Origin of the sequence: Pseudomonas sp. NFPP24, assembly GCF_900112095.1 — a bacterium.
In the GTDB taxonomy this organism is placed as follows: Bacteria; Pseudomonadota; Gammaproteobacteria; order Pseudomonadales; family Pseudomonadaceae; genus Aquipseudomonas; species Aquipseudomonas extremorientalis.
This window is the reverse complement of the sequence record NZ_FOKD01000003.1, coordinates 176,466-187,710: the sequence shown is the minus strand read 5'-3', so window position 1 is coordinate 187,710 and position 11,245 is coordinate 176,466. Positions and strand designations below refer to the sequence as shown.

Below are 11,245 nucleotides of genomic sequence, written 5' to 3'. Positions count from 1 at the left end.
TTAAAATATTGTTTGAATACTAACCGTGTTCCCGCTGCTTCGCCAGCCATGGATATAGAGCGGTTTCATCCTTTGAAACGATTTCCTCCAGGGGCCTCCAGGCCGCTCAAAATTCATCCGACCAGTCTCAAAGAGCCCGTGGGCGCAGGCTTTTGATCATATGGCGCAGTGTCACTACTTGCTTTCAGGCGGCGGCCCCGGTATAAAAAATCAAATTATTTTTTAAAACAATATTTCCCACGTGGAACTTCTATGGTCGCGAAGAAAGTCAGCGCTCCAAACATTACCAAGACTCGATTGCTGGATGCGACAGAGGCTCTCTTCATCAAGTACGGATATGACGCGGTTTTGTTACGGCAGATTACCGAGCGTGCCCAGGTCAACCTGGCGGCGGTGAACTACCACTTCGGGGACAAGGATTCCCTGATGCAAACCCTGCTCAAGCAGCGCCTGGAGCCGCTCAACGAGCAGCGCCTGGAACTGCTGGCGCGGTGTGAGGCCGAGTCCGACGGCCCGCTGGACTGCGACACCTTGCTCGGCGTGCTGTTTGCCCCGGCCATGGGCCTGGAGCGCAGCGACCCGGCCAGTGCCAATGGGGAAGGGCGTTCGTTCATCCGTTTCCTGGGCCGGGTCTACAGCGATACGTCGCCGTTTATCCAGGAATACCTCAAGGTGCATTACCAGCCGGTGTTCCAGCGTTTCTTCGAAGCCTTCGCCCTGGCCTTGCCGGACCTGCCGCGCAATGAACTGGGGGTGCGCCTGCAATTTGCCCTCAAGGCGATTTCCGGGGTGATGGCCGGCACCGAGCTGCGCCTGCTGATGAACTCCATGAGCCTGGGCCGACCGGCGACGGATGCCGAGGTGATGGCCAAGCTGATCACCCTGGTGTCGGCGGCGATTCGCGTGCCGCAGCAGAGCCCGGAAGCGGAAACTGCATTGGCCAAAGTGCTGGATACCCAGCGGGCCATTCGGGAACAAGCGGCAGCTCCCGCTGCCAAGGCTTCACGCTAGGTCAAATCCGATACAAAAAAAAGCCCGCTGGGGCGGCGGGCTTGATATGCAACGTTTGTAACGGATGAGGCTTCACCCTACGTTCCGGGATGTGAATAAAACGTGAAAAATATGTAAGAGAAAGTGTGAAAGTGTTGACGCTGGTAAATGCGGCAACAGGCCACCTCTCTAGATCTTCCAGCGTCCGGCAGTTTTGGCCAGGCGTTGGCGCATCGCATCCACGTTTGCCGCCAGTTGTACCGTCAACAACCGATAGCCATCCAGCGCGCTGTAGACCGGCGTATCCAGTGCTGGCTCGGTGCCTGTGATAGGGCTGGGCCGCTGCAACCGTTCCGTCACCCCCGACTTCAACGCCCGCGCCATCCCCACCAACTGCACCCGGATCTGCCGATGTTCGGTCCTCAACATCACCTGCATCCGCGCCATCGCCTGTTCATCCCGTGGATCGGGCCGGGTATTGCCAAGAATCTCCAGGGTACTGATGCACATACGCAGATGCCGCTGGATCGCGTCCAGCTCGGTCATGGAAATCCGCACTTCCTTCGACACCGACGGCATCAGCGAACGCAGTTGCACCATCGACGCATTCAAGCGGTTGAGCAGCTTGACGTGCTCATCATCGGTGACCGACTGGCCATTGATGATCCGGCTGTAGATCGCCGCACAATCGCGCAGCGCACTGGCCAGGTTGTAGCGCCACGAATACACGGCGTACAGCGGCAGGGCGAACGAAAACGCCAAGGCCAGCACAATGCCGATCAAGATATCGACGGTGCGCCATAGCCCATCGGAGATCGGGTTGTCCCCGTGGCCGGCGACGATAAACACGGTGATCGCTGACAACAGGGCGATGTAGCCGCCCTTGCCGATGGCGTGATAGGAAAAGAACCCGCACACCGCCGACATCAACAGGTAGGTCAAGAAGGGCAGGCCGAAGTAGGCCTGCTGCACCACCACCACCAAGCCGACGCTGGCGCCGATCAAGGTGCCATAGGCACGCTCCACGGCTTTCTTGCCGATATTGCCGTGGTGCTGCAAACCACCGATCACGATCAGCATGGTCACCGACGCCCACTCACCGTGGGGCAGGTTGATACCGGTGGTCAGCAGGATCGTTGCCAGCAAGCCGATGGATACGCGCACGGCGTGGATCAGCTTGGCATGGCGGTAGCGGCGGTACGGGTCGAGCAGCGGGCGCAGCAGGCGCCGGGCGAAGAAGGGCAGGTTCATCGGTAGTAAAGTGGCCTCGAAATTCAGGGGGTACGCGGTCCAAATGTGGGAGGGGGCAAGCCCCCTCCCACATTTGGGTCTGTAGCGTTTTCAGAAGATGTAGTCGGTAGTCAGGAAGCTTGAATCGCGGTTACGCAATATGTCGCTGACCAGCGCCTTGTTGCTCTCCTGGAACTTGGTCGCCACCAGGGTGCGGATCGAAAACACGCGCAACGCGTCATGTACCGACAGCGTACCCTCGGCCGAGTTCTTGCGCCCGTTGAACGGGAAGGTGTCCGGGCCGCGCTGGCACTGGGCGTTGATGTTGATACGGCCGACCTGATTGGCGAAGGCGTCCACCAGGCGCCCGACTTCCACGGCGTTGGTGCCGAAGAGGCTCAGTTGCTGACCGAAATCGGAGTCGAGCACGTACTCGATCACGGTCTCCAAGTCGCGGTAAGGCACGATCGGCACCACCGGGCCGAACTGCTCTTCATGGTACACGCGCATCTGCGGGTTCACCGGGTACAGCACCGCCGGGTAGAAGAACGAACCGCAATTTTCACCGCCATGCTCATTCACCACCTTGGCGCCATGTTGCGCGGCATCGGCTACCAGGCTGGTGAGGTAATCCACCTTGCCCACTTCGGGCAATGGCGTCAGCGCCACGCTGTCTTCCCACGGCATGCCGGGCTTGAGCGTGGCCAGCTTCTGGTTGAATTTCTCGATAAAACTGTCGACGACATCTTCATGCACGAAGAGGATTTTCAACGCGGTGCAGCGTTGGCCGTTGAACGACAGCGAACCGGTAACGGCTTCGCTGATCGCATTGTCCAGGTCCACCTCGGGCAGCACGATGCCGGGGTTTTTCGCATCCAGGCCCAATGCCGCGCGCAGGCGGTGTGGTTTCGGGTGTAGTTTTTTCAGGTCGCTGGCGGCCTTGTTGGTGCCGATAAACGCAAAGATATCGATCTTGCCGCTGGCCATCAGTGCACTGACGGTTTCACGGCCGCTGCCGTAGATCACGTTGATCACCCCGGCCGGGAAGCTGTCGCGGAACGCCTCCAGCAACGGGCGGATCAGCAGCACGCCGAGCTTGGCCGGCTTGAACACCACGGTGTTGCCCATGATCAGCGCCGGGATCAGCGTGGTGAAGGTTTCGTTCAGCGGGTAATTGTAGGGGCCCATGCACAAGGCCACGCCCAGCGGTACGCGGCGGATCTGGCCGAGGGTGTCCTGTTCCAGCTCGAAGCGGCTGGAACGGCGGTCCAGTTCCTTGAGCGCGTTGATGGTATCGGTGATGTAGTCGCAGGTGCGGTCGAATTCTTTCTGCGAATCCTTGAGGTTCTTGCCGATCTCCCACATCAGCAGCTTGACCACCGCGTCGCGCTGTTCACGCATGCGGCGCAGGAACGCTTCGACATGCTGGATGCGCTCGGCCACGCGCATTGTCGGCCATTCGCCCTGGCCGCGGTCATAGGCACGCACGGCGGCGTCCAGGGCGGTAAGGGCGGTCTCGGCGTCCAGCAGCGGCGTGCTGCCGATATGCACGCGCTCGTCGCCAAACTGCACCGGGCTTTGCACCTTGGCCAAGGGGCCGTTCCATACCTGCAACTGGCCGTCGACCAGGTAATCACGCTGTTCAATGGGCGCTCCGAGCTGGAACTGCTCGGGAACTGCGGCGGCGGAGGCGGGAAACAGCTGGGCGAGCAGGTTGCTGGTGGTCATGGCGCTACCCCTGGAATAGTTGCAAAACATGACTAGAGAGTCACCCAACAACAGGCTCTATGGCAAGGCTTGCGCGCTTTCTTGTACGCAGGGCTGTGCCCGGCGGTTAAACTGCGCGGCTTTTCAGAAGGAGTTCACATGAGTCAGTACCAGCCGGGCATTCTTGCCGCACCGGTGCCGTTGCAGGCACGCCATCTGTTTTTTGCCGTGGAGGCTCTGGCAGCCGTACCCGCTGCGTTGGACGCACTGGTGCAACTGACCGATTCGGCGGCAGTGGTCGGTCTTGGCGAGCCGCTGGTTGCCGCACTGGGCGCACGCGTTGAAGGCTTGCGCAGTTTTCCGGCCATCAGCGGGCCGGGCGCGCATAACCCGTCCACACAGCAGGCGCTGTGGGTGTGGCTGCATGGCGTGGATCGCGGTGAACTGCTGTTGCGCAGCCGTGCATTTGAAAAGGCCCTGGCTCCGGCATTTCGCCTGGTGCAGATGACCGAAGGTTTCCGCTACAAGACCGGCTTCGACCTCACCGACTACGAAGACGGTACCGAAAACCCCCACGACGACGCGGCGGTCGACGCCGCCCTGACCGACAGCGGCGCCAGCTTCGCCGCGATCCAGCAATGGCAGCACGACCTCGATGGCTTCGCTGCGCTGCCGGCTCAGGAGCGCGACCACATCATCGGCCGCCGCCATGGCGACAACGAAGAGCTCGACGACGCCCCCGAGTCCGCCCACACCAAGCGCACCGCCCAGGAAAGCTTCACCCCGGAAGCCTTCGTGGTGCGTCGCTCCATGCCCTGGGCCGAGAATGGAAAGGCGGGGCTGATGTTCCTGGCGTTCGGCCATTCCTTCGATGCGTTCGAAGCGCAACTGCGCCGCATGAGCGGTCTGGAGGACGGGATTGTCGATGGCCTGTATCGCATCAGCACCCCCTTGACCGGTGGCTACTACTGGTGCCCGCCGATCAAGGATGGCCACTTGGACCTGAGCGCCCTGGGCTAAAGCACGCCGCTGGCCACACGTTCACCGCCGCCGCCCGACGGTCTCATCGCCCGCGGGTGCGCCGCCCGCTCGAACCAGGTGGGCGCGACAAAACGATAGCCCATGCCCGATGCCGTGGCGATGTACGGCACATCGGCATCGCCCAGCGTGCGGCGCAGAGTCTTGATCTGTGTGCGCAGGTTGCATTCCTCGACCACCCGTTTCGGCCAGGCAATGTCGAGCAATTCGGTTTTCTGCAGCAATTCGCCGGGCCGCGAGGCAAGGGCGATCAGCAGGGTCAGGGCGCGGTTGCCAAGGTTTACCGGCTGGTCATGCCTGAGCAGTTGGTGGCGCTTGGGCAGCAGTCGGTAAGGGCCGAAGTGAATCTCAACGCAACCGTCGTCTTTGAGGAGAGTGGTGGGTGAATAATTCATGTCGGTCATAGATCACCTGGAAGATTTCTATATAGCCGGCCTGAAAGCGAGTCCTTTGGTTATTAGTGCAGTTGCACTAGCAGGCGCGGAGGAAAGTTGCTCGCCAAGCAATTGGGTTGCTTGGGACGAGTTATCAAACGCGATGATTAAGTCGCTTCTGTTACAAATCAAAATGTCTGGGAAGTTGGGCAAAAGGCTATTAGCGAAAAATGTGAAGTAATCGCGAAAATAAATGCCGGGTGTCGCTAGGTGGCGCGTTTCAAAAGAGGCTTATTGTTCAGCATTATTCAGTGGGTATTAGCGGAGTGCCCGTAAACATTGGTCTTGAGCGTGTTTTTGTTTTTCTCTGAAAGTTCCATGTCACTCAGGCGATGAATTTTTTTCAACGCCAGGTTGAGCCAAACCTTTCACAGCGCGTATCTGAAACGTTTCACAAGCTTTCACAGCGAAGGCGTTTTGATCGTGAGTAGTATGGGCCCCATGCAAACCAACAACGGTTCGAAGGCGCATTGTCTGACGTTTTGGGTCTTCATCGGTTTGCATACTTTCAGCGTGCTGTTGCGCAACTGAATAACTTCCCTATCGATGCAAGGAGATGAACATGGCTGATGTCCCACCAGTAAAAGCAGGCGGCGCCGACGACGCTATCGCGAAGATGGAAGCGACCTTCAACATGGCTATCGAGAAGTCGGCCAAGATCACCGAAATCAGCACCGCGAAAAAAGCCGAGCTGGACGCCACCAAACAGCGTCCGCAGAACTGATTCGCCAAACGGGCGGCGCCGGCGCTGCCCGTTTACCTCTCAATTCCCGTTTTTATCCTGATTCTTGACCCCGTTGCACAGGCTCAAAGGGGCAAACCCGACTATGACAGCCCTGATTTCCCTGGGCCCGGTCGCCGCAACTGGCGTGCCGACCCTGACGGTGACCGGCGGTTTGCATCAGGGCAGTTCCCTGGTGCTCGACCAGCCTGTCTACACCCTCGGCGCCGATCTGGCGGCTGATTTGGTGCTCAGCGATCCCGGCGTTGCCGGCCTGCACCTGCGCCTGCGTTTTGAAGGCGGCCAGGTGGCGGTCGAAGCCTTGGGCGGTGACGTATTGATCGCCGGCAATGTGCGCATTCCCCAAGGCAACGGTCATCGCGCGCGGCTGCCGGTGCAGCTGCGCATCGGCACAGCGGGGGTGAGCCTGGCAATGCCTGGCGGTGCTGAAAAACCAGTGCCCGCGCCACGCACATTGGCCCCCTGGATCGTCGCGACCGCGCTGCTGTTTATCTGTGCTGGAGCGCTGGCGTTTCGCAGTGAAGCACCACCGCAGCCGACAACCGCCGTTGCCGCCGTTGCACCGCTGAAAACACCTACCCGCGAACAGGCCAAGGCCTGGCTGGAGCAGCAGTTGCAAGCCGCCCGACTGGATACCGTGAAGGTCAGCAACAGCAACGGCCAGCTCAGCGCCACGGGCACCTTCGAACAGTCGCAAAAACCGCAGTGGCTGGCGGTGCAGCAAGCCTTCGACCAGCGTTACGGCCAGCAGATCGTGCTCAACCCGCGCGTCGCCGTGCGGGCCGATGCGGCGGCGCCGCGCGTGCGCTTGCAGGCCGTGTGGTTCGGGCCTCATCCGTACGTGATCAACGACAGCGGCAAGCGCTTGTACCCCGGCGCGGCGCTGGCGGACAACTGGGTGCTGGAACGTATCGAAAACAACCAAGTGATCCTCGCCCGTGGCGAGGAGCGCTTCACCTTAACGTTGTGACCACGCTCTTAAGCTAAGGCCCAGGGATGAAAGTCGAACCCCGCCCGTTGATCCCCAGTGACGTACGCAGTGCGCCGGTCGAAGCTGTGCGCCCGGTCAATTCGCGCCAGGCCACCGCCTTCGAAGCGGTGCTCAAGACCCGCAAGACCCAGACCCGTCGCTCCCTGCGCAGCGACCTCGAAGAACTCACCGGCGCCGCTGGCGTCGACTCGCTGTTGTTCGGCAGTGCTCGCTCCCTGGAACTGCTGGAGCATGTGATGGAACACATCCTGCCAAGCCTGGACGCCGAGCCACACATCAAGGCACTGGCCGTCGAGCTGATCGGCGAAGAGATCGAGATGCGCCGCACCCTCGCACAGCAACGCTCGGAGGTACACGCCTGATGGCCCGCGATAACGACGACGCCGTGCAACTGCTCAAGGGCATCGGCGAGCTGTACCGGCGCAATGGCCAGTCCCAGCGCGCCCTGGTGATGCTGCTGATCGCGGTCAACGTCGCCCCCGATGACGGCGTGTTGCTGCGCTCGCTGGTGCTGGCTTTCACCGACAGCGGCGACGCGTCCCGCGCCCTCGGCGCCCTGGACCGTCTGGTGGCGCTGGAAGGCGAGTCCGCCAGCCTGTTGCTGCTGCGCGCCCGCGCCTTGTGGTACGGCGAGCGCAAGGACGACGCGCGCCAGTGCTTCAAACGCTATCTGGCTGCACGCAGGGCCGGCGCATGAGTGTGCTCAACCGCCTGAACAACCTGGCGCGCCTGGCTGCCCAGCGCACCGACGTGATCATCGTCGCATTCATGCTGATGGCGATTGTGATGATGATCATCCCGCTGCCCACCTACCTGGTGGACGCGCTGATCGGTCTCAATATCGCCCTGAGCATCCTGATCCTGATCGTGGCCTTCTACATCGGCCACTCGGTAGAGTTCTCCGCGCTGCCGCCGCTGATCCTGCTCAGTACGCTGTTTCGCCTGTCGCTGTCGATCACCACCACCCGTTTGATCCTGCTGCACGGCGACGCCGGGCATATCGTCAAGGCCTTCGGCGACTTCGTGATCGCCGGGCAAGTGGTGGTGGGCATGGTGGTGTTCCTGATCATCACCGTGGCGCAGTTCGTGGTGATCACCAAGGGGGCCGAGCGCGTGGCGGAAGTGGCCGCGCGCTTCACCCTGGACGCCATGCCCGGCAAGCAGATGAGCATCGACAACGACCTGCGCAATGGTGATATCGACCAGGCCGAAGCCCGTCGTCGCCGCTCTCGATTGGAGCGTGAAAGCCAGATGTTCGGCGCGATGGACGGCGCCATGAAGTTCGTGAAAGGCGATGCCATCGCCGGCCTGGTGATCCTGGCGGTCAACCTGCTGGGCGGCATGCTGATCGGCATGATCGAGCGCGACATGCCGTTCGGCGTGGCGGTGCACACCTACTCGTTGCTCACCGTGGGTGACGGCCTGATTGCACAGATCCCGGCGCTGCTGATTTCGGTGGCGGCGGGCACCGTGGTCACCCGCGTCAACAGCGACGGCGAAGCAGGGGACCTGGGCAGCGAGATCATCAAGCAACTGGGCGCCAGCTACCGCGCTCTGGGGTTGACCGCGTTGATCATGATCGGCGTGAGCCTGCTGCCGGGGTTTCCGACCTGGGTGTTCCTCGGCTTGTCCCTGGTGTTCGGTGGCGCGGCATTCATGATGTATCGCCGGCATCACCGCCAGCCGGAACTTGAAGTGCTGGTCGAGACGCCGGAGCCGGTGGTCGAAGTCCAGGCCGAACGGGATGACAACCTGCTGCCCGATACCCGCGTGCTGCTGACCCTCGGCAGCGGCGTGTCCCAAAGCGCGCCGCGCCAACTGCTGCGCCAACGCGTCGAAGCGCTGTGCCACGACCTGCGCACCGAACTCGGCGTGGATATACCGGTGCCGGGCATCTACATGGAAGCCAAGGCCACGCCTGGCAGTTTCCGCGTGTCCCTGGAAGGCGTGCCGGTAAGCGAAGGCGAGTTGCCGACCAACTGCCTGCTGGTGCAGGACGATCCGGTGCATGTGCAGTTGCTCGACCTCGCCACGGTGCAGGCCGATTCGCCGCTCACGGGCCGCAACGCCCACTGGGTCGAGCGCCAGCACGAAGACACGTTGCGCAACGCCGGCATCGGTTTCCTGCTGCCCGACGAGGTGTTGCGCGGTGTGCTGGAGCGCAGCCTGCGCCGCTATGCCGCCGACTTTCTCGGCATCCAGGAAACCCGCCTGCTGCTGGAGCGCACCGAGGCCACCTACGGCGAACTGGTCAAGGAAGCCCTGCGCCTGGTGCCGTTGCAGCGGGTGGCCGAGACCCTGCGTTTGCTGGTGGGCGAAGGCGTGTCGATCCGCAACCAGCGCGCCTTGCTCGAAGCCATGGTGGAGTGGGGCGCCCGTGAAACCGATGCCGGGCGCCTGGCCGAGCACCTGCGCGCCGCGTTGGCACGGCAGATCAGCCATCAGTACGCCGACCGCAACCGGGTGATCGGTGCGCTGGTGCTGGCGCCGGGCCTGGAAGACCAGTTGCGCGGCTCCCTGCGTCGCCAGGAACCGCAGCGCGAGTTGATCCCCGAGGACGTCAGCCGCGCCTTGCTCGCCCAACTGCGCCAGGCGTGCGAGCACACCCGCGAGGTCAACAGCGCGGTGTTGCTGGTGCACCCGGAACTGCGCCGCAGCCTGCGCCGCCTGGTGGTGCGCGGCGAGCTGGAACTGGCGGTGCTGTCGTTCCGCGAACTGGCCACCGAGTACAACCTGCAAGCGCTGGTGACCATCAGCCTGACCGAGATTTCCAATCGCCGCGGGCCTGCCGCGGCTTCCGTCACTCCCCTGGCGTCTGCCTCATGATGCGTTTTTGTGTGTTGTTGCTGACTGTATTTTCGTGTGTGAGCCAGGCTCAGGAAATCGCCGCCGGTGCCGGAGGTTCTATCGCCCTGGCCTCCGGCGAAGGGCGCATCCTGCATTTTGTCGCCCCCGTGGACACGGTGTTGGTGGCCGAACCGAATGTGGCCGACTTGCAGGTGGTGTCACCGGGCACCCTCTACATCTTCGGCAAGGCGCCGGGCAATACCAGCCTGATCGCCCTCGGCAGTGACGGTCAGCAACTGGCGAGCCTGAGCCTGGCCGTCAGCAGCGCCAGCCAGGCGGTGACGGCGCCGATGCAGGCATTGCATCCCGGCAACGCTGCGCAGATCAGCGGCGCGGGTAACCGTCTGATCGCCAAAGGCACCGTGGGATCGGTAGCGGAAGCCACGGACTTGAACGCGCTGCTCAATCCCCAGGGGCAGGGTTTCCAGAGCGCGATCAACACCACCGAGTACGCAGGGGCCGCCCAAGTGAACTTGCGGGTGCGCTTTGCCGAAGTGTCCCGTTCGGAGTTGCTGCACTACGGCGTGAACTGGAACGCGATGTTCAACAACGGCACGTTCTCGTTCGGCCTGATCACCGGCGGGCCATTGGCCGCAGCTTCGGCGGGTGGCTTGGCCGCAGCGGGCGCAGGCTCAGGCAATGTGAATATCGACGGCATGCTCGACGCCTTGCAGGCCAACGGCGTGCTGCAGATTCTCGCCGAGCCGAACATCACCGCCATGACCGGCCAGACCGCCAGCTTCCTCGCCGGTGGCGAAGTGGCGATCCCGGTGCCGGTCAACCGCGACCTGGTGGGCATCGAATACAAGTCGTTCGGCGTGTCGCTGTTGTTCAACCCGACCCTGCTGCCCAACGGCCGCATCGCCCTGCAGGTGTGCCCGGAAGTCAGCAGCGTGGTCAGTGGCGGCACCGTGGATTTCGGCAACTTTCATGTGCCGTCCTTCAGCGTGCGCCGCGCCGATACGCGGGTGGAAGTCGGCAGTGGGCAGACCTTCGCCATCGCCGGGCTGTTCCAGCGGGAAAGCAGCCAGGACATCGAGAAACTGCCGCTGCTGGGTGACCTGCCGATCCTCGGCAATCTGTTCCGCTCCAAGCGCTTCCAGCGCAATGAAACCGAGTTGGTGATCCTGATTACGCCGTACCTGGTGGAGCCGGTGCGCGGTCGCACCCTCGCCACGCCCCTCGACGCACCACCGGCTACCGCAGCGACCACCGGACCGCGCAGCGGCGGGGCGTTCGGTTTCTACATGAATTGATCAGGGGGCC

The 11,245-nt window shown here is 62.4% G+C and carries 11 protein-coding genes; 8 read left to right on the top strand and 3 right to left on the bottom strand.

Translation table 11 applies throughout. The annotated features are described in order from the left end of the window. The first annotated feature begins 252 nt into the window (after positions 1 to 252). Positions 253 to 1,011 (top strand): TetR/AcrR family transcriptional regulator, encoded by a 759-nt coding sequence (locus BM026_RS07735; RefSeq protein WP_092244948.1) that lies wholly within the window; start codon positions 253 to 255, stop codon positions 1,009 to 1,011. 168 nt (positions 1,012 to 1,179) lie between these two features. Here the strand turns inward: BM026_RS07735 and BM026_RS07730 are convergent, their stop codons facing one another. Both BM026_RS07730 and BM026_RS07725 read right to left on the bottom strand, forming a co-directional pair. Continuing rightward, on the bottom strand, positions 1,180 to 2,241 hold the full coding sequence (locus BM026_RS07730; protein WP_092244949.1) for an FUSC family protein: 1,062 nt from the start codon (positions 2,239 to 2,241) through the stop codon (positions 1,180 to 1,182). A 90-nt stretch (positions 2,242 to 2,331) separates the two neighbouring features. Next, positions 2,332 to 3,948, bottom strand: a complete 1,617-nt coding sequence (locus tag BM026_RS07725; protein WP_093527897.1) for an NADP-dependent glyceraldehyde-3-phosphate dehydrogenase — start codon at positions 3,946 to 3,948, stop codon at positions 2,332 to 2,334. A 138-nt stretch (positions 3,949 to 4,086) separates the two neighbouring features. Between BM026_RS07725 and BM026_RS07720 the strand changes: the two genes are divergently transcribed. After that, positions 4,087 to 4,947, top strand: coding sequence for a Dyp-type peroxidase (locus BM026_RS07720; RefSeq protein ID WP_093527894.1), 861 nt, complete (start codon positions 4,087 to 4,089; stop codon positions 4,945 to 4,947). Here the strand turns inward: BM026_RS07720 and BM026_RS07715 are convergent. Next, on the bottom strand, positions 4,944 to 5,369 hold the full coding sequence (locus BM026_RS07715) for a winged helix-turn-helix domain-containing protein (protein ID WP_093527891.1): 426 nt from the start codon (positions 5,367 to 5,369) through the stop codon (positions 4,944 to 4,946). The genes BM026_RS07720 and BM026_RS07715 overlap by 4 nt on opposite strands. A 592-nt stretch (positions 5,370 to 5,961) precedes the next feature. Here BM026_RS07715 and BM026_RS29175 point away from each other — a divergent pair. The 6 genes from BM026_RS29175 to BM026_RS07685 all read left to right on the top strand — a co-directional run bounded on the left by BM026_RS29175 (position 5,962) and on the right by BM026_RS07685 (position 11,235). Further along, positions 5,962 to 6,123, top strand: a complete 162-nt coding sequence (locus BM026_RS29175; protein WP_016969018.1) for a hypothetical protein — start codon at positions 5,962 to 5,964, stop codon at positions 6,121 to 6,123. 103 nt (positions 6,124 to 6,226) lie between these two features. Further along, the gene (locus BM026_RS07705; RefSeq protein ID WP_093527888.1) at positions 6,227 to 7,111 is read left to right on the top strand and encodes a SctD/MshK family protein; all 885 of its coding nucleotides are present in this window, start codon (positions 6,227 to 6,229) and stop codon (positions 7,109 to 7,111) included. Positions 7,112 to 7,137: 26 nt separating this feature from the next. After that, positions 7,138 to 7,494, top strand: a complete 357-nt coding sequence (locus BM026_RS07700) for a hypothetical protein (protein ID WP_093123932.1) — start codon at positions 7,138 to 7,140, stop codon at positions 7,492 to 7,494. After that, positions 7,494 to 7,829 (top strand): tetratricopeptide repeat protein, encoded by a 336-nt coding sequence (locus tag BM026_RS07695; RefSeq protein ID WP_071491939.1) that lies wholly within the window; start codon positions 7,494 to 7,496, stop codon positions 7,827 to 7,829. The genes BM026_RS07700 and BM026_RS07695 overlap by 1 nt, the downstream gene beginning before the upstream one ends. Beyond that, on the top strand, positions 7,826 to 9,958 hold the full coding sequence (gene sctV / locus BM026_RS07690; RefSeq protein WP_093512813.1) for a type III secretion system export apparatus subunit SctV: 2,133 nt from the start codon (positions 7,826 to 7,828) through the stop codon (positions 9,956 to 9,958). Before BM026_RS07695 ends, sctV begins: the two co-directional genes overlap by 4 nt. Then, entirely contained in the window at positions 9,955 to 11,235 is a 1,281-nt protein-coding gene (locus BM026_RS07685; RefSeq protein WP_093527885.1) for a type II and III secretion system protein family protein, read from the top strand. Before sctV ends, BM026_RS07685 begins: the two co-directional genes overlap by 4 nt. Positions 11,236 to 11,245: the final 10 nt, after the last annotated feature.

What these genes read in the sequence shown, in the direction of transcription:
- BM026_RS07730 (WP_092244949.1), bottom strand. Translation starts at nt 2,241, where the DNA reads ATGAACCTGCCCTTCTTCGCCCGGCGCCTGCTGCGCCCGCTGCTCGAC.
- BM026_RS07705 (WP_093527888.1), top strand. Translation starts at nt 6,227, where the DNA reads ATGACAGCCCTGATTTCCCTGGGCCCGGTCGCCGCAACTGGCGTGCCG.
- BM026_RS29175 (WP_016969018.1), top strand. Translation starts at nt 5,962, where the DNA reads ATGGCTGATGTCCCACCAGTAAAAGCAGGCGGCGCCGACGACGCTATC.
- BM026_RS07715 (WP_093527891.1), bottom strand. Translation starts at nt 5,369, where the DNA reads ATGACCGACATGAATTATTCACCCACCACTCTCCTCAAAGACGACGGT.
- BM026_RS07725 (WP_093527897.1), bottom strand. Translation starts at nt 3,948, where the DNA reads ATGACCACCAGCAACCTGCTCGCCCAGCTGTTTCCCGCCTCCGCCGCC.
- BM026_RS07720 (WP_093527894.1), top strand. Translation starts at nt 4,087, where the DNA reads ATGAGTCAGTACCAGCCGGGCATTCTTGCCGCACCGGTGCCGTTGCAG.
- BM026_RS07685 (WP_093527885.1), top strand. Translation starts at nt 9,955, where the DNA reads ATGATGCGTTTTTGTGTGTTGTTGCTGACTGTATTTTCGTGTGTGAGC.
- BM026_RS07700 (WP_093123932.1), top strand. Translation starts at nt 7,138, where the DNA reads ATGAAAGTCGAACCCCGCCCGTTGATCCCCAGTGACGTACGCAGTGCG.
- BM026_RS07735 (WP_092244948.1), top strand. Translation starts at nt 253, where the DNA reads ATGGTCGCGAAGAAAGTCAGCGCTCCAAACATTACCAAGACTCGATTG.
- sctV (WP_093512813.1), top strand. Translation starts at nt 7,826, where the DNA reads ATGAGTGTGCTCAACCGCCTGAACAACCTGGCGCGCCTGGCTGCCCAG.
- BM026_RS07695 (WP_071491939.1), top strand. Translation starts at nt 7,494, where the DNA reads ATGGCCCGCGATAACGACGACGCCGTGCAACTGCTCAAGGGCATCGGC.